Annotated in this window: 17 protein-coding genes; 13 read left to right on the forward strand and 4 right to left on the reverse strand. The window is 49.5% G+C overall.

Annotated features, from left to right (window positions below; translation table 11 throughout):
* The first annotated feature begins 18 nt into the window (after positions 1-18).
* The 5 genes from ACFVSO_RS21115 to ACFVSO_RS21135 all read left to right on the forward strand — a co-directional run bounded on the left by ACFVSO_RS21115 (position 19) and on the right by ACFVSO_RS21135 (position 4,328).
* Complete coding sequence (locus ACFVSO_RS21115; RefSeq protein WP_387477211.1) at positions 19-168, forward strand: hypothetical protein; 150 nt, start codon at positions 19-21, stop codon at positions 166-168.
* Positions 169-195: 27 nt separating this feature from the next.
* Positions 196-969, forward strand: coding sequence for a MerR family transcriptional regulator (locus tag ACFVSO_RS21120; RefSeq protein WP_387477213.1), 774 nt, complete (start codon positions 196-198; stop codon positions 967-969).
* Complete coding sequence (locus ACFVSO_RS21125; protein ID WP_387477215.1) at positions 962-1,618, forward strand: GAP family protein; 657 nt, start codon at positions 962-964, stop codon at positions 1,616-1,618. Before ACFVSO_RS21120 ends, ACFVSO_RS21125 begins: the two co-directional genes overlap by 8 nt.
* Before the next feature lie 341 nt (positions 1,619-1,959).
* Entirely contained in the window at positions 1,960-3,459 is a 1,500-nt protein-coding gene (locus ACFVSO_RS21130) for a malate:quinone oxidoreductase (RefSeq protein ID WP_387477217.1), read from the forward strand.
* Positions 3,460-3,782: 323 nt separating this feature from the next.
* Positions 3,783-4,328, forward strand: coding sequence for a 50S ribosomal protein L25 (locus ACFVSO_RS21135; protein WP_387477219.1), 546 nt, complete (start codon positions 3,783-3,785; stop codon positions 4,326-4,328).
* Between the two features lie 195 nt (positions 4,329-4,523).
* Here the strand turns inward: ACFVSO_RS21135 and ACFVSO_RS21140 are convergent, their stop codons facing one another.
* Together ACFVSO_RS21140 and ACFVSO_RS21145 are read right to left on the reverse strand one after the other, a co-directional pair.
* Positions 4,524-5,291: an SMI1/KNR4 family protein gene (locus ACFVSO_RS21140; RefSeq protein ID WP_387477221.1), complete on the reverse strand. Its 768-nt coding sequence runs from the start codon at positions 5,289-5,291 to the stop codon at positions 4,524-4,526.
* Positions 5,292-5,306: 15 nt separating this feature from the next.
* Positions 5,307-6,323, reverse strand: a complete 1,017-nt coding sequence (locus tag ACFVSO_RS21145) for a hypothetical protein (protein WP_387477223.1) — start codon at positions 6,321-6,323, stop codon at positions 5,307-5,309.
* A gap of 181 nt (positions 6,324-6,504) precedes the next feature.
* Between ACFVSO_RS21145 and ACFVSO_RS21150 the strand changes: the two genes are divergently transcribed.
* From ACFVSO_RS21150 to ACFVSO_RS21170, 5 genes are all read left to right on the forward strand, one after another.
* Positions 6,505-7,584, forward strand: coding sequence for an ankyrin repeat domain-containing protein (locus ACFVSO_RS21150; protein WP_387477225.1), 1,080 nt, complete (start codon positions 6,505-6,507; stop codon positions 7,582-7,584).
* 59 nt (positions 7,585-7,643) lie between these two features.
* A complete protein-coding gene (locus tag ACFVSO_RS21155; RefSeq protein ID WP_387477227.1) occupies positions 7,644-8,717 on the forward strand; it encodes a LytTR family transcriptional regulator DNA-binding domain-containing protein in 1,074 nt (357 codons plus the stop codon).
* A 136-nt stretch (positions 8,718-8,853) separates the two neighbouring features.
* Positions 8,854-9,699: an ABC transporter ATP-binding protein gene (locus ACFVSO_RS21160; RefSeq protein ID WP_387477229.1), complete on the forward strand. Its 846-nt coding sequence runs from the start codon at positions 8,854-8,856 to the stop codon at positions 9,697-9,699.
* Positions 9,696-10,415: an ABC transporter permease gene (locus ACFVSO_RS21165; RefSeq protein ID WP_387477231.1), complete on the forward strand. Its 720-nt coding sequence runs from the start codon at positions 9,696-9,698 to the stop codon at positions 10,413-10,415. Before ACFVSO_RS21160 ends, ACFVSO_RS21165 begins: the two co-directional genes overlap by 4 nt.
* Positions 10,416-10,453: 38 nt before the next feature.
* Positions 10,454-10,582, forward strand: coding sequence for a hypothetical protein (locus tag ACFVSO_RS21170; RefSeq protein WP_387477233.1), 129 nt, complete (start codon positions 10,454-10,456; stop codon positions 10,580-10,582).
* Between the two features lie 65 nt (positions 10,583-10,647).
* Here ACFVSO_RS21170 and ACFVSO_RS21175 read toward each other — a convergent pair whose 3' ends face one another.
* Complete coding sequence (locus ACFVSO_RS21175; protein ID WP_387477235.1) at positions 10,648-11,025, reverse strand: hypothetical protein; 378 nt, start codon at positions 11,023-11,025, stop codon at positions 10,648-10,650.
* 408 nt (positions 11,026-11,433) lie between these two features.
* Here ACFVSO_RS21175 and ACFVSO_RS21180 point away from each other — a divergent pair, with 408 nt between their 5' ends.
* Positions 11,434-13,542: a TerD family protein gene (locus tag ACFVSO_RS21180; RefSeq protein WP_387477237.1), complete on the forward strand. Its 2,109-nt coding sequence runs from the start codon at positions 11,434-11,436 to the stop codon at positions 13,540-13,542.
* Between the two features lie 57 nt (positions 13,543-13,599).
* Here the strand turns inward: ACFVSO_RS21180 and ACFVSO_RS21185 are convergent, their stop codons facing one another.
* Positions 13,600-13,806, reverse strand: a complete 207-nt coding sequence (locus ACFVSO_RS21185) for a hypothetical protein (RefSeq protein WP_387477239.1) — start codon at positions 13,804-13,806, stop codon at positions 13,600-13,602.
* Between the two features lie 135 nt (positions 13,807-13,941).
* Between ACFVSO_RS21185 and ACFVSO_RS21190 the strand changes: the two genes are divergently transcribed.
* On the forward strand, positions 13,942-15,723 hold the full coding sequence (locus ACFVSO_RS21190; protein WP_387477241.1) for an HSP90 family protein: 1,782 nt from the start codon (positions 13,942-13,944) through the stop codon (positions 15,721-15,723).
* Complete coding sequence (locus ACFVSO_RS21195) at positions 15,720-16,781, forward strand: hypothetical protein (RefSeq protein ID WP_387477243.1); 1,062 nt, start codon at positions 15,720-15,722, stop codon at positions 16,779-16,781. Before ACFVSO_RS21190 ends, ACFVSO_RS21195 begins: the two co-directional genes overlap by 4 nt.
* Positions 16,782-16,827 lie beyond the last annotated feature (46 nt).

A 16,827-nucleotide genomic window follows, 5' to 3' on the forward strand; every position in this document is an offset into this window, starting at 1 on the left:
TTCAAGGAGATGATTTTCATGAAATCCGGAGACATTATCATTTATGCTTGTGTCATTGTTGGCGCTGGGATCGGCCTTATGCTCGATCAGTCGCTCCCCGGCGTGCTGGTCGGATTAGGTTTGGGGTATCTGATTAAGTATGCTATAGATAATAAAAAGGAAGAATAGAACGTCCGAGTGCGGGGGTGCGATGAATTGATTCATATCAAAGATGTTGCCAAGCAAACGCAAATTACGGTTCGAACGCTACGTTATTATGACCAGATCGGTCTGCTTTCAGCCCCGTCCAAGACAGAGGGGGGACATCGCCTTTATTCCGAGGAGGAGCTGAAGAAGCTGCAATATATTCATTTTTTCAAGCGTATGGGCTATAAATTGCAAGAAATTAAAGATATGCTGTCAGACCCTGACTGGGATTGGTCGACAGGGTTGAAGAGCCAGCTGTCCTTTATCCTTGAGGAGCAGAAGAGATTAAGAAGCATGGAGCTTTCTCTGCGCGAGCTCATTAACGGAATTGCAGTCGAGGGCGGGAATGAGCCGCTTGCGGTGCAGAAGCTTATTCAGCTGTCGAATCAACATAAGAAAGGCTTGCCGGATTTAAAGGAGCATCAATTGAAGGCTAAGGACCCGGACCTCTGGGCCAAGCTCCCCAAGATGAACGGAGAAGACCCGGATTCACTGGAGTGGATTGCTCTGCTGGGCCAAATCAAACGATTGATCAAGGATGATCCGGCTTCATCCAAGGTGCAGAACATTATACGGCGTATGGCGGAAAAGCAGGCGGAGCAATTCGGAGATGCTGATGAGTTCGTCAATGAACTATGGGACATCAGGAAGTCTCCTAAGCAATCGGAGAACCACGGGCTTTATCCGATCGAGAAGGAGGTTCTCGACTATATGGAGAGAGCATTCGATATCTATCTCTCTTCGGTGAAGAGCCCTTCCAGCAAGGAGGAGAAGCATGACTAATGAGCTCCTTATTACGGTAGGAGGCTTGGCTTTGCTAGATACGCTAAGTCCAGCAACCCTGGGCGTGACGGTCTACTTGTTGTTAACGGAGAAGGAACGGTTAAGCTCTCGCCTTATGATTTATTTGGCCACAGTCGCTGCCTTTTATTTTTCAGTTGGCATTGCTCTGATGCTAGGCCTTGATGCCTTGCTCCCGGCTATGTCCTCGATATTAGAAAACCGGACGGTGAGCTGGGGATTATTCATCATAGGCGCCATATTGTTCATAGCCAGCTTTTATTATCCGAAGAGCAAAAAGACAAGCGTGCACAGACCAAAGTCCAAAAGCATCGCGTCCATGATTGCGCTTGGATTCACAACGTCTTTGATTGAGGTAGGGACGGCTTTTCCGTATTTTGCGGCTATCGGGCTGATGTCGACCCATCACTTGCCGATGTTTCAATGGCTGCCGATGCTGGCTGGATACAATGTAGTTATGGTCCTTCCTCCGCTTATTGTGTTTGCATTGCATGTTTTGCTAGGAAGAGTGATGCAGAGACCGCTGGAGAAGCTCCAGACTTACATCTCCAAGCATTCGGGATCGGCGATCTCTTGGATCATGTGTATTGTCGGATTAATTCTTATCTTTAATACCTTGGACTACCTATAACACGAGAGCAGCAGGAGCCTATAACGTCCTTATCCAAAACCAAAGCAAAGACCCGAGCATATAATAAGGGCAAAGCTTTGGTTTTTGTGTTGATTGGACCGCAAGAGGAAGCTTTCTCCCCTCTTAACAGCAACAGGGTCGCCACACTAAAATTTAACGGCTTTCAAATACCAACTAACTATCATATAATAGTATATATATCAAATTCAAAATATTTTGTTGTTCGGCTGAATGATTCATTTAGAAAAGGTGCGTGACTGGTTCGCACCCTGCTTTGCTATGTACTTGAGCGGGAAGTCTTACATCTTTTCTTTAAATATTAGTGTGTAAGGGCGGTAAAAATGGGTGACAAACAAACCAAATCAGACGTTATCTTAATTGGTGCTGGCATTATGAGTGCAACTCTGGGGGCATTGCTGAAGGAACTGGTCCCCAGCTGGAAAATCACGGTATTTGAGAAGTTGCCAAGCGCAGGCGAAGAAAGCTCGAATGAATGGAACAACGCCGGAACCGGTCATGCGGCTCTCTGCGAGCTGAACTACACGTCCGAGAAGCAGGACGGATCTGTAGATATTAGCAAAGCGATTCAGATTAATGAGCAATTTCAGGTTTCCATGCAGTTCTGGTCTCATCTGGTTAATAGCAATCTGCTGCGCAATCCCCAGGACTTTATTATGCCCTTGCCGCATATGAGCTTAGTCCAAGGTGAGAAGAATGTTTCGTTCTTGAAGAAGCGTTATGAAGCGATGTCCGCTAATCCATTGTTCAAAGGAATGGAATTTTCCGAAGATCCGAAGAAGCTGATGGAGTGGATTCCGCTCATTATGCAGAACCGCGATGCGAGCGAAGCGATTGCGGCTACCAAAATCGACACGGGTACGGATGTTAACTTTGGCGCTTTAACGCGCATGCTTTTCGATCATTTGAAGAGCCAAAATGTAGACATCAAGTACAAGCATAGTGTCAATAATATGAAACGCACGAGCGAAGGCGACTGGGATTTGAAAGTGCGGAATGAAGCCAGCGGCACAACCGAGCATCATACTGCCAAATTCGTGTTCATTGGCGGCGGCGGCGGAAGCCTGCATCTGTTGCAGAAATCCGGCATTCCTGAAGGCAAGCATATGGGCGGCTTCCCGGTCAGCGGTATCTTCATGGTGTGTAAAAACCAAGAGGTTGTCGAGCAGCATCATGCCAAAGTATATGGCAAAGCGAAGGTCGGCGCTCCTCCGATGTCGGTGCCGCATCTGGATACTCGATTCATCGATAACAAGAAATCACTTCTCTTCGGTCCATTCGCCGGCTTCTCGCCGAAGTTCCTGAAGACGGGCTCTATGTTCGATTTGATTACGTCCGTGAAGCCGGATAATCTGTTCACCATGCTGGCAGCAGGCGCGAAGAACATGTCGCTAACCAAATATCTCATCGAGCAAGTCATGTTGTCGAAGGAGAAGCGTATGGAAGAGCTGCGCGAGTTCATCCCGAACGCCAAGCTTGAGGATTGGGATCTGGTTGTCGCGGGACAACGCGTACAGGTTATCAAAGATACAGCAGCCGGCGGCAAAGGCACGCTTCAATTCGGTACGGAAGTCGTTAGCGCGGCTGACGGTTCGATTGCTGCATTGCTTGGTGCTTCGCCGGGCGCATCGACTGCTGTCTCCGTCATGCTTGAAGTATTGAACAGATGCTTCCCGCAGCATATCAAGGAGTGGGAGCCGAAGATTAAGGCGATGATTCCTTCTTACGGAGAATCTTTATTGAAGAACCCTGCACTGCTTGAGGAAGTTCATGCTACGACAGCACAGACGCTTCGTCTAAGCCGTGAACTGCAACCGGTCTAATTGTCTTTATATCTTCAATGAGTTAAGCGGCCCTTTATCCTGAGATGGATGAGGGCCGCTTTTGTTATGTCTTACCCGGATGGCCACAAATCTTAGACAAAGCGCAGCTTCTATGATATGGTAGCTGTAATCCATAGGCATTCCACTCTTACCTGAGTGGGGTGCCTTCGCGCGTATTAAGGGGTTTTTACATTAAATGTATAGCTCTGATGGCGTGAGAAGGGTTATGGGAGGTGATGCTATGTTTCTCTTTGTATCCCCGCCAGGGGAGGGTTCAGCGATTAGGCAATTCACGCTAAATTCATGAAGAGGAGCGATTTATTATGGCAAAAAGCTTGCTAGCGGAAAAACGTACTCATATGAACACATCGGCGCTTCGAAATCTGCGTCACTCGGGCCGTATTCCCGGCATCGTATTCGGCAGGAATAAAAGTAATGAGATGATTCATATTTCAGCCATAGAATTTCAGAGATGGCTCAGGCAAGACGGATCGGGCATTATTCAGTTGCAGCTTGAGGGAGACATGAAGTTACCGGTATTGTTAGAGGACCTTCAGCGTCATCCGGTCACACAGGATGTGATCCATATCGACTTCCAGCATGTGCAGTCGAATGAGCGCGTGCGCACCAAGGTTGCCGTCAGGTTTACGGGCACAGCGGTGGGCACCAAGTCCGGCGGCGTTGTGCAAATCCATAAAGAATTTATTGAAGTGGACACGTTGCCTCAGCACTTGCCGAATGTTATTGAACTCGATATTAGCGGCATGGACATTGGTGAGTCTCTGTACATTCGAGATATCGAGTTTGCCCCGGAGGTAACGGTACTTTCGGGGACGAATGACTTCCTCGTATCCGTCGCCACGCCTTAAGCTTGAATCAAAAAATAGCTTTCCTCTCCATGGTTATGAAGGGGAAAGCTATTTGTATTGCTCAGCTATGTACGATAGGGTTCAATGATGACGGAGTTAGTTCCTTTTTTCCTCGCATGTTCAATGATTTCAATGGAATCCTCAATGAATTGCCGTATGTCGCCTATTTCTTGATGCGGGGCTGTAAGCCTGCACCTACTGCACAAATTCAGCCAAGCTTATTTCTCGCTTTTCATACTCCGCACCGTTCTCCTCCAGCTGTGCCTCGATCTTCTCGGCACCTTGTTGAATTCCCTTGTACACAAGGAGAGGCAGCGACTCCATAAACGCTCTTGCTTGCGCATAGTCGCAGGAAAACTTCTTTTTAATAAACGCCAATGTCTTCAGCTTGTTGCTGCCTTCACCTGTAATGAAAATCTTGTAATAGGTGTAGGTATTGGACTCTTCTGTGTCCCAGTCCAAGGAGCTGCTCGGCGGCAGCAGGACACTGCGAAGAAAGTCGGTTAGATTGTCGTATGCAACGTCAAAATCCCATGATCCTGTGCCATGCTCGGCAGCATATATAACGGTGTCCCCTCTGGACAAATCGATACAATAGGGATCGCCTTCATCGCTGGCGATGACCAGATAATGGTCAGGCCATTCTTGGAACACTTCATTTGTCTGAGGATTATGGCTGTACCCCCATTGCCCTCTCTCCAAATCCATGGCGCCGAAAATGTCCAAGTTCACATAGTCGCCGGTATTCCATGTGACGGATTGTGGGACATAGCGCTTCAGAAAATACAGGTATTCATCTGGCAATGCCCACTCGCTAATGTTATGGAGGGACTGTTCGTCCGCTTCGCTGGCCAATGTCATAGGGTATCGGCTGTAATGATCGGGATCTTGATCCTGAAGCTCCTGTATGAAGCCCCGCATGTCTTTGATAACATCATCAATTACTGCGTATGGCTGATTCAAAATAGACCACCTTTCCTAACTCAAGTCCTGCAATACTATTTCTATAATCAGCTTCGTATCCTCTTCGAGCTCTGTCTGAAGCTGCTCTCTCAAGTACGGTATAGCCGGTTCACCGAGCGAGAGGAGTTGCTCATAGGACGCATAGTCCGTCTTCTCATATTGCTGCGGGCTGCCCTTGCCGAACTCGCCTTGCTCAATCGCAGTTGTCCAGTGCAGCACTTGCTCTTGTAGAGGCTTCTTCTGCACCTCCAGCGCGGCTGCTTCGAAAGCAAGATCCATCTCCTGAACCTCCGGCATAGCCCGATACAGCTTCTCTTCGCTTATACACTTTCGGATGAGCTGGCTGGTCGTGAGATAGTCTCCGCCTACACCGTCCGCCGCAGACACATAAGCAATAAAACGGTCCGTTTGATCCAGCTGCCGGAGATCTTCCTTCAGACGATGAATAACGTTAATAGCAAGGAGAAAGAGCTGGGAATCCGTAATTTTCTTCTCAAAAATATAGTTTTGCTCTACGTCCAGGTGTTGTGGCGTACCGATCTCGATACAAGCGAGCATGTTCAGCCAATGTTCCAGACTCGGCGGATACTCGTCATACATAAAGGGGTAATCGGCTTCCGCATACTGGAGCTCGTAGTGAAGCCGCTCGCGGAGCTGGCTATCGTCTTGTCCAGTCTGTGAAGCAGAGGCGCGGGAGCGTTCATACGGAAGCGCGTCCTCTATGCTTTGATTCAGACCCTCCGCGTTGTTGATATAGACTAGCAAGCTGCCGTGATACGTATCAACCTGAATGGAGAAGGTGTAGACATCTTTATTGTGACCAGCCGCTATATATTGGGTGAGGGCAGATTGGCAGAATTCGTACAGAGCATCCTCCCAATCCTGGGAGCTCACGAGAATTCCTTGAACGGAGCCGGGAGATTCCATTTCGGTAATGGTCTTCTCCGGCGTGCAGAGCAAGTAGACTCCTTTGCCCTCCAGCTCGCGTCTTCCGCTAATTAATTTTCCAATATGCACATCATACGCGCTCATTTCGAACCGCTCCTTTCTTTAAAGCGTCTATGCAATATTCAACGGGAGGGTTGGTATTCCTGCCGCCTGCACGGAACTTGCACTCTCCGACAAATGCCCGATCTAAGTCCCTGGTCGGATGCGTTTTGCCGAATAGTTCAACTATACTTTTTGTAAGACTTAGGCAGGAGTGGATAAATCGATGATTAAGCTGAAGGATATCGGAAAGTTCGAGAGTCTTCCGGACATCGCGATGCATATTTATAAAGGCGATATTCCGGCTTTGAAAGAAGCTATTGAGGCAGGTTGGAATATAGAAGAAGGTATTGCGCTCAGTAAACATATAACGGTAAGCCCGCTGGACATGGCGCTGCTTTCGGAAAAGCTGGACGTCGTTAAACTGCTAGTAGAGCAAGGTGCTAATCTGAATGATCGTCAAAACTCCGCTTTTTTGCGAGCAGTCCGATACTGTAAGGAAAATATTGTACGATATGTGGCGGAGCAAGGCGCCAAGCTGGATATGGTGAACAAGGTTGGCTCCAATGCGTATAGCGAGGCGTATTACGGCAACAAGCACAATATCCCGCTTATTAAGGAGCTGGGATTGGATATAAAGCAATACGGGGGCTCCTTATTGCGCAAGGCGGTCTCCGATTATGACAGGAAGACCGTCACTTATTTGCTGGATCGTGGAGTGGATATTAATTACAATGAACCCGATCAAGTATATCCCTATCGGGCGACGCCGTTGACTGTCGCGGTGCGTATAGGGAATCAGGCGATGGTGAAAGAACTAATCGAACGGGGCGCGGATGTGACCCTTGCGGAGAAGGACGGCGAGCGCCCTTATACCATTGCTGTGGCCAGCAAGAACAAGGAGCTGGCCGATTATTTGAAATCGTTGGAGCCGGCAGCGTTTCATGATGCAGCCAACAAAACATACGAGCTGAAGTCCTATCATTTGTCTGAGGAGGTTATGCATTTCTTGACCGGCGACCAGCTGCGTCTGGAATTAGCGGCCAATTCGTACGAAATCGGCTATATCGACTTCTTCTCCCTGACAGATACGATTCCGTTCAAGGTCGGCCGGCAGAAGCTGCTTCGTTTGTCGGCTGACATCGACAACTATTCCCATCTTCAGCTGGTATGGAACCCGAAGAAGAAGGGGCTGGGCTGCTATGACTTGGAACACAAGGAATACGGGGACCTATGCGGATTTTCCGAATTTCTCGCTCAGCCGGAGAGCTATCTGATCCGGTTCATGGAGGGGGAGCTGCAGTAAGCCGGCCGATTGGAAGTTAAGTTTACTCTTTATAAAAGCAATAGGAGGCGCCAAAACGTATGACGGTATTGCAAGTACAACAGCAGAAAGAAGAGAGCACCGTTACTTCGGCGTTAATGGAGCTAGAGCTTACGCTCGGACAGTGCACGGTTGTGCAATGCAACTACGAGCATGGACGCCAGTTCATCGGCTCCATTCTAGGTGAACCGTCTAATCTCGGCTACAACGTCCAGTACAGGGGTGCGTCGCTTCATCTGCAGCGCTCGGAGATGAAGCATCGAGCCGGCCTTTGTTTATTGGATGACGGAGTCTACAGTTACATGAGCGTACGCGATTTCCTGCAATTTTGGGCACGGCTATATAAGATGGGAAAGCCGGTTGACGAGCTGCTAGGGGCGGTCGGACTGGAGGCCAAAGCCAAGGTTCGACTCACCAAACTCAGCATCTCCGAGAAGCGGCGGCTTAGCTTTGCCAGAAGCATTGTCCATGAGCCTGAGCTGGTCATATGGGAGGACCCCGAGCAAAATCTGGATCTCGACAGCTGCATTATCGTTCGGAAGCTCATCGCCAGTCTCATCGAGCAGGGCAAAACCGTGCTGGTGACCTGCTCGACGATGGAACAGGCCATCTCGCTGTCCGAGCATGTATACCGCCTAACGGAAAATGGCTTCCAGCGGTTCGCGACGCAGGAAGAAGCAGAGCCGGCTGAACAGACGGCACCACTACATGCAGACATCCTGGATATAAAGGAGCCATACGCGGAACAACCGGAGACGGAGACTGCGATACCTAAGCTCGCAAAATTAATGGTGAAGTCGGATGATAAATACGTGTTTATCGATCCGTCGAATATTTACTATGTGGAGAGCAATGACGGACTGTCGCATATTCATACAGGCATGGGAGAATTTGCGGTGACATGGACGCTGACGGAGATGGAGTCGCGGCTCGCTCCGCATCAGTTCTACCGCTGCCATCGATCCTATCTCGTCAATCTCCAGCATGCAGCGGAATTGATTGTATGGTCACGCAACAGCTACAGCCTGGTAATCGGCGACGGCAAGAAGTCGATGATTCCGATGTCGAAGGCCAAATTCGAGGAGCTTAAGGCGATTGTTGGCTCACAAACCTGATTCATTCAACCTCAATATGGCTGATTTCATCCCCCTGACTGCGCAATTCAAGGGGGATTTGCTGTGTGTGAGGGAGATTTTCGATAAGCTTGCCGTGAGCTTGAAAAAAGCTACTACATGACAGTGGGTGACGGCAATGGAAAGCATTATTGAAGTGGAGAAGCTTCAGAAAACGTACAAAAATAAGCAAGCTTTGAAGAATGTCAGCTTCCGGGTACGGAGGGGGGAGATATTCGGTTTTCTCGGTCCAAGCGGCTCGGGAAAAACAACAACGGTGAAAATTCTCACCTCCCAGCTGCAGCATACATCAGGACGGGTGAGCGTGTTCGGAGCAGATCCATTCCGTAACCGAAGGGCTGGTTTCCTGAGCCGGATCGGCGTGTTGACGGACAACAGCAGTATGTATGACCGTCTTACTGTCTATGAGAACCTCAAGCTGTTCTGCGGCTTGTACGGCGTCCCGTATAAAGAGATAGGGCCGGTGCTGGCGTCAGTTAATATGGCAGCTGACCAGTCGACGCCGATACAGAAGCTGTCCAAAGGGATGAAGCAGCGGATTACGCTAGCCAGAGCGATTCTGCATAGGCCGGAGATTCTTTTCCTGGACGAACCGACCTCAGCGCTCGATCCCGTCAATATGGGGCAGATTCATGCTACCCTTAGACGGCTTAACCGCGAAGGTACCACGATCTTTCTGACGACGCACAATATGCAAGAGGCGGAGACGCTCTGCGACCGGGTAGCGTTCCTGAACAATGGAGAAATATCTGCACTGGATACTCCGCTGGAATTGCGGCTGCAGCATGGCGACCGGTCCATTACTATTACAACGCCCGGAGGCAAGGAAATCGTATCGCAGGATGAAGCAGGAGCGAGGCGAATCAGTGAGCTGATGGCAAGAGGAGAACTGCTTGCGATTCATTCGAACGAGCCAACGCTCGGAGATATATTTGTCAAGATTACGGGGAGGGGCCTGGAATGATCTTATCGCTGCATCGGCTGTTGGCCATTATCAACAAAGAATGGAAGGACTCCATGAAAAATCCGCAGATTCTGTTAATGGCGGGTATCCCCATATTAATGGCTATTTTGGCAAAAGGAAGGCCCCAGACGGCAGGAGAAGGCATGGACATCTTCACACTGCCTCTAATGGTTGCCATTGTGACGGTCGGCGCTTTCGCACAGGCCTTAATGATTTCGGAAGAAAAGGAAAAGAACACGCTGCGGGCGCTCATGCTGTCCCCTGCATCGCCTATGGAAGTATTGCTCGGCAAAAGCGCCATGACCGCAGTCTTTACTGCCGTGGTTATCGTCATATGTACCCAAATTACGGGCATACCTGATCTCCATATCGGATTTCTTATTCTGTTTGTGCTTATTATGCTTATTATTTTTATGGCATTCGGTACAATTATTGGGCTTATCTCGCGTACCGCATCGGAGACATCCATTGTAGGGCTCCCTGTACTGCTTATCTTTATATTCGGGCCTATGTTCGGGACTGGCATTGACTCTGCCGTCATTGTAAAAATCGTGGAGCTGCTTCCATCCTATCAATTCATGATTGGGCTATCCGAGCATGCGCATGGCGGGGGCTTCGAGGGAGTGAAGGGCAGTCTGCTGAACCTGGCAATCTGGGCTGCGGCGGCGATTGTGCTCACCCTGATCATTTATCGCAGTAAGAGCTTTGACAAGTAAAGGCGGAATGGAATCATGAGCGGAGAGGGGGGCGCGGATTGGACAAAAAAAAGCTGGCGAAAAATATAATTGTGGGCGTCATTGTACTTGCGGTGGTGCTTATTGTCAGACGTTATTGGCTGCCGGATGGCATCATCGGATACCTGTTCGAGGATAACGACAAATAGCGATTCAGCTCTTTAAGATAAAGACCCGCAGTAGGCACATCCTGTGCTCTCTGCGGGTCTGTGCATTATGATGGCAGGTAGGCTCCAACAACTTCATAGCGCCGCTCCTGGCCGATCATCATAAACTTGACTTCAATGACGCTGCCCTTCTGAAACGAAGGGATTGATATAATTGGAATAACGGCCTTTACTTCGGTATGGACTACCTCGCCATCTGGCTTGGTCACTTCCAGATGGAGCAGTACCTCCGGCTGATTGTCGACCTGTGCGTTGGTTTGCTGAATGGACTTAATGACGGCTTGGGCTGTTGTGCCTTCCGCAAGAATCATTTTCTTCTGTTTGTAGCGTTGGCTGTTGGAACGCACTAGCTTAACGACAAGCACAATGGTTATTGTAGCTGTAATCAAGGACATAACGGCTAATGCTGTGAAAAAGATTGTCATCGTCTTCACCTCTCTGTTCATTAGGAATGAGCAAATGGGATCGGCTTCCTTTTATTATAAGGGCAATCATCCAAAAGGGTAATGGTTTTCATATTTCTTCCCTTCATGCCAGCGCTAAACAGCCCCCACAATTCGAATATGAAGGATGAGTTTAACGCTTTGTAATACTTTCGCCCTGTTCGGAGCGTGGCGGTTATGTGAAGATGGAAACATCAAGGCGAGCAGCCCGGCTGCTGGTTTTGGCCTTCAGGCTACCGTGGATCCTTCCTTCTATTATTCAATTAAAGGTGAACTAGGGGCGCAGCTTTCCTGAAGGAGTTCTCATGAGAGGAGGCAACCAGGCTATTATATTCCTTCCTTCTAAACCAACTACCAATGATTAGGGATATAGCTTTCCTGGGAGTCCATATGAATATGAATACCATTTATTTGCGAAGAGCAAACAAGTTAATTGTGAATCGGGGAGAGAATCCTCGCAACCTGCTGCCCCATACTTACTTGGCGACAGCGCTGAACAATATCGAACAGCTCGGCTATACGTTCTCGGCCCCATTGATGCAAGCTGTGCGATCCTTGTCCATTAAGCAGTTTGAAGAGTTGTATGTTCAACTTGTCGCGGATCTAAGCGTGATGACAGGCGCTCATGTTACGTACAGACCGATGTATCCTGACTTTCCGAACCAAGTGATGGAGGCTCACGATACAGAGTTGTATTTGAATGCAATCTATCACTATTACACACTAAATGTTCCCGAATATATGATGTCTGAAAGACCTCCTTTCCCGGAGAAAACGAAATTGAAAACCATTGAACTAGGCAGCGACGCGGAGTTCTGCGTCATGTTATTCAGACTAATTCAGGCAAATGCATCCATCTCTGAGACAGATAAAGCAGATATCGATTCGGTAATTGAATATGCCGATCATCGGGTACTGAGCGAGATATTGCCCGAGCAGATTCCTTATAAGGAGAATGTGGCATTCGTCGCAGGCGCTTTGCTTAAGCATGACAAAGCGGATACCGCGTTAATCGGGCGTTATGTGAAGAACGCAACGGATGTCCTTCGTCTGGCTGTCGCTTGGTCGGAAGGCGATGTCAGTCTTGCGGAGCCTGCACGCTTCCGCAAGTTCAAGCGTTCCGAGAGAAGGCTATTGCTGGGGCTGCTGGAACAATGCCATTCTATAACGGAGGACATGTTGAAATACAAGCAGCGTTGGATCAGGCTTGGCGAAATTCTGCATCCTGCGGAATATAAGCATCGTTATACGCGCTGCCAAGAGGCATTCGATATATTGCGCAATAATAAGCCGTTTACGACCTTCCGCGGAAGCGTTGAGCTGGCCTTGCAGTATCGAGATGTATGGACCTCGATGAATCTCTTGATGCAGCGTCCCGGCGAGTTCGCCAGACGGCTGGATCACCTGCTGCGTATAGGCGTCGATGATCAAGAATACGTGGTGGCGGCTTTCGGCGAGATCGCAGACCAAGTAGCTACGCCTGTCTTGCTGCAAGTGAAGGCGCACTTTGCCCTTCGTCATGAGCGGGCAGAGCTGCGGACATTTTTCCCCAAAGGCAATGTCGCCAAGGCGGTTGTCATTCCATATCAGCTGCCTGTGATAGACCGTGCGCTGTGTGAAGAGATTGTACACATCTCTGACCGGACCCTGATCGAGCGATTCTCGTCGCTTCCGCCGCTCGGGAAGTCCTATATTGATCGCCGATTGGCGAATTGTCTAGTTCCGTTCTCTCAGCGATCGGCAAGCAAGGCGCTGCGCACCATCGTCCGGGGCAGCCGTCTGGCGATGCCGGAGGGAGATACGATCCGTTTCTTCAGCTGGTGGAAGGAAGGGGACGTGAACGGCAAGCCTACCGGACGTGTGGATATCGATTTGTCCGCCGTGATGTACGATAAGAATTGGAAGTATATGGAGCATATCTCGTACACGAATCTAAGATCCGCCAGTATGCGTGCAGTGCATAGCGGCGATATTGTAGCGGCGCCACACGGCGCGTGTGAGTTCATTGATCTGCATATTCCCTCGATCGTCGAACAGGGCGGCCGTTATGTTATCGCAACCCTTCAGTCTTATACGGATCAGCCGTACTGTGACTTGCCGGAATGCTTCATGGGCTGGATGATGCGCAAGAAGCCTGGCTCGGGTGAGATTTTCGAGCCTTCGACAGTGGAGAACAAGATTGATGTGACGGCTAATACGCAGATTGCGATTCCCGTCATTTTGGATCTAGTGACACGTACAGTGGTATGGACAGATTTATCTCTGAAGAGACATCCTGGTTATCATAATAATGTGGAAGGGAACCAGAACGGTATCGTCATTATGGGCCAAGCAATGACTACCCTGCGGAAGCCCAACCTGTATGATTTGTTTACGCTCCATGCGATGGCAAGAGGCGTACTGGCTGAAGATGCGAATGAGGCTGACTCGGTATTTTCGATGGATAAAGGGGTTACGCCGTTTGATCTGGAGGAGATTATGGCGGAATATCTCGCCTAATCGAAAGAAGCCCCTGCTGCAGTGAAGCAGCAGGGGCTTTGGTTTTGTAAGGGAGCCTTAAGTGGTGACACCGTTTAGCGTAATCCCGAAAGCAAAAATGTGTTTGTCGAGATTACCGCTCTTCGCCGTGCCTATTGCCTTGCTCCCGCCATAATCCTTCCATCCCAACATGTCGATATACAAATTAGAGATATTTGCTTCCCTGGGCATATTCGAATAGATAATGAACTGGTTGCCCTCATATTTCAAGTAACTGTAGTCCAACGTCGATCACCTTCTATAGAATAGACAAGATAGACTGGGCTCAGGTTCACGAGGCAGCTAACATATTCACTTTATCCTTACTTTGATATAATTAAATTTGCAACATATTCCATTCTAGTATGATGAGGTAGACTCATGAAAAATATGAACTTTCAAGTGAATTTACAAGGCGTTATTGATCTATTATCTAATCACCTCTACTCCGATCCCGGCGTATTTGTACGAGAGTTGCTGCAGAACGGCGTCGATGCGGTGACCTCAAGAAGAAGGCTTGGACATACCTTCGACGAGACGGTGAAGGTTGAAGTATTCTCTTCCCATACGCTCGCCTTTTCGGATAATGGCTGCGGGTTGACGGAGTCAGAGATTGAGCAGTTTTTGGCTCGAATCGGCAGCTCGACGAAGCGGGAGCAGCAGGATACGGCGGACGACTTTATCGGTCAGTTTGGGGTAGGCCTGCTGGCTTGTTTTGTCGTGAGCGAGGAGATCGTGATGATTACCCGTTCCGCATTGGAAGGGGACGCGCTAGAATGGCGCGGCAAGCCGGATGGCACTTACACCATTAAGAAGCTTCAGCGGCAGGTACCGATAGGGACGACCGTCTACTTGAAGGCGAAGCCAGATTATGAGGAATACTTTGAGTATTATCAAGTCAGCGAGCTGCTGGAGAAGTACGGGCAATATTTGCCGATTCCAATCAAGCTGATTGAGGATAAATACGAGCGTACCATCAACGAGCCTATACCGCCGTGGTGCATGGAAAAGGAGGAGGCTCTTGCGTATGTGGAGCGAGAGACGTATTCCAAGCCCATGGATATTATCCCGTTATCTTCGGTCATTGGAGGCGTGTCTGGCATCGCGCATATTCTTCCCTATGCGGTTAGCTTACAGGACGAGAAGAGACACCGGGTCTATCTGAAAAACATGCTGCTATCCGATAAGATGAACAACATCCTGCCGGCATGGGCTTTTTTCGTCAACGGCATATTGAATACCGATAGCTTGCGCCCTACGGCATCACGGGAAGCCTTTCAGGAGAATGACTTGTTCTTTGCCGTCCGTGACGAACTGGGTGAGTGTATCAAGCGGTACTTGATCGGGCTGTCCGAGCGCGATCCGGAGTTGTTCCAGCGTATCATTCGCGTACACTATGCTTCGATTAAGACGATGGCCGTCGAGGATGATGAGCTGTATGCCTTGTTCATCCGTCACTTAAGCTTTGAGACCTCCTATGGGGATCGGAAGATGGCGGACATTCTCCGCGATCACCGCATCATTCTTGTTGCGGCTACTCTGGATGAATTCCGGCAGGTTGCGCGTGTAGCCAAGGCGCAGGAGTTGATGGTCGTGAATGGCGGCTACGTCCATGATCTGGACCTTGTACGGAATGTGACGACAGTAGAGGAAGATGTAACGGTCGATATCTTAAGCATTCTGGAATTCGCCAATCGGTTCGAGGAGCTGGGCTATGAGGATAAGGTGGCTGTCCAGCCTTTTCTGGACTATTCCGATCGGCTGCTTGAGCCGTTCCAATGCCGCACGTTAATGCGCTGGTTCGAGCCGGCGGACATTCCGGTGCTGTACAACACTGATCAGGAAGCGAACTTCTTTAAGCTGGCGGAGGCAAGCAAGCAGGAAGCGAACCCGCTCTTCGCGGAGGTCGTTCGTGTCATCAAGGATGGGCTGTATGAACAGCCGTATGCTCGTCTCTGCTACAACTACAACAATCCGATGGTCCGCAAAGCGATTGAATCCCGTGATCTGGAGCTGCAGAAGGCCAGTATAGAGCTGTTCTATACGCAGGCGCTTCTGCTTGGCAACCATGTCATGGGAGCGGAAGAGCTGCGGATGCTGAATGAGGCTCTGCTGAAGTTCATGAATAGAGGACTCGGCGGAGCGGCCGAGGTACGCCTATGAGCAATCGATTCCATGAATTAAGACGCGGAAGCTGGAGCATAACGGACCAGAAGCAGAAGGCGGCGACCTTCGAGGAAATGATCGTCATGGCAGACCGTTATATGACGGAAGAGGATGCCTATGACGCACGGATTAACTATATGTCGGCCGCGCTTGAAGCAGGCTCGCGGGAGAAGATATTAGTTGCTTTCTCCTGGTGCTTGGCGAAGTTCGAGCAGACGCCGGGCGAATATTCGGTGCATACCTTGCTCTGGTATTACAAGTGGGTCTTGAATGAGGTATGGCGAATGCCGGAGTTCAGTCTGGATCAGGTGGAACGGATTTATGAGGATTTCAAGCAAAAGTGTATTCAGCACGGCTTTAATCTTCGTCCTTACTATCAGCAGAAGGTCAATTTCTTATTGTCACAGGGCATGCTTGCGGAAGCCACAGAATTTTATAAGCTATGGCGTTCCGCGCCGCGCGATTCCCTCGCTGATTGCAAAGCCTGCGAACAGAATCTGTTTGGCGTATACCAGTTCAAGATGAACCATTACAAGAAGGGCATGGGAACCCTGAAGCCGATTCTGGAGGGGAAGATGACCTGTCACGCTGTTCCTCAGAATACATACAGCCATACCATTGTTCCGCTGCTGAAGCTTAAGGAATATGATCAGGCGATGGCTATCTCGAAGAAAGCGCTCCGGCTCATTAAAGGACCGCAGTTTCTGGAGGAGCATAGCATTTTCTTGGAGTTCTTCACCGTGACCGACTTGCCTAAGGCTGTGAAAATATACAACGAGACTATTCGTTATGGTCTGGATAGCAAAGTAGGCTGGGACCGGTTTCACTATTTTCTGTCCGTGCGAATGTTCCTCGCCGAGTGGCATAAGAAGAGGCGGAGGAAGAAGCTAGCCGAGGCGGATCGCGTGACAATGGACTGGGTGAATCAAGAGATTGCGCGACTGGCGGAGGCGTTCGACCGCAGGAATGGCAACGCGTATATGACTCAGTATATCGAAGAGAGGAACAAGCATATCCGCAGGCTGATTGCGGCGTATGCATCTCGATCGGAATAGCGGGGGAGCGCTTATTGCACGGCCTCCAAACAGCAAGGAACTGCAC

Origin of the sequence: Paenibacillus sp. NPDC057967, from assembly GCF_042887015.1 — a bacterium.
Classification (GTDB): domain Bacteria; phylum Bacillota; class Bacilli; order Paenibacillales; family Paenibacillaceae; genus Pristimantibacillus.

Coding starts and splice junctions, on each gene's coding strand:
- ACFVSO_RS21135 (WP_387477219.1), top strand. CDS start 3,783: ATGGCAAAAAGCTTGCTAGCGGAAAAACGTACTCATATGAACACATCG.
- ACFVSO_RS21155 (WP_387477227.1), top strand. CDS start 7,644: ATGACGGTATTGCAAGTACAACAGCAGAAAGAAGAGAGCACCGTTACT.
- ACFVSO_RS21150 (WP_387477225.1), top strand. CDS start 6,505: ATGATTAAGCTGAAGGATATCGGAAAGTTCGAGAGTCTTCCGGACATC.
- ACFVSO_RS21175 (WP_387477235.1), bottom strand. CDS start 11,025: ATGACAATCTTTTTCACAGCATTAGCCGTTATGTCCTTGATTACAGCT.
- ACFVSO_RS21190 (WP_387477241.1), top strand. CDS start 13,942: ATGAAAAATATGAACTTTCAAGTGAATTTACAAGGCGTTATTGATCTA.
- ACFVSO_RS21130 (WP_387477217.1), top strand. CDS start 1,960: ATGGGTGACAAACAAACCAAATCAGACGTTATCTTAATTGGTGCTGGC.
- ACFVSO_RS21115 (WP_387477211.1), top strand. CDS start 19: ATGAAATCCGGAGACATTATCATTTATGCTTGTGTCATTGTTGGCGCT.
- ACFVSO_RS21125 (WP_387477215.1), top strand. CDS start 962: ATGACTAATGAGCTCCTTATTACGGTAGGAGGCTTGGCTTTGCTAGAT.
- ACFVSO_RS21145 (WP_387477223.1), bottom strand. CDS start 6,323: ATGAGCGCGTATGATGTGCATATTGGAAAATTAATTAGCGGAAGACGC.
- ACFVSO_RS21160 (WP_387477229.1), top strand. CDS start 8,854: ATGGAAAGCATTATTGAAGTGGAGAAGCTTCAGAAAACGTACAAAAAT.
- ACFVSO_RS21180 (WP_387477237.1), top strand. CDS start 11,434: ATGAATATGAATACCATTTATTTGCGAAGAGCAAACAAGTTAATTGTG.
- ACFVSO_RS21195 (WP_387477243.1), top strand. CDS start 15,720: ATGAGCAATCGATTCCATGAATTAAGACGCGGAAGCTGGAGCATAACG.
- ACFVSO_RS21165 (WP_387477231.1), top strand. CDS start 9,696: ATGATCTTATCGCTGCATCGGCTGTTGGCCATTATCAACAAAGAATGG.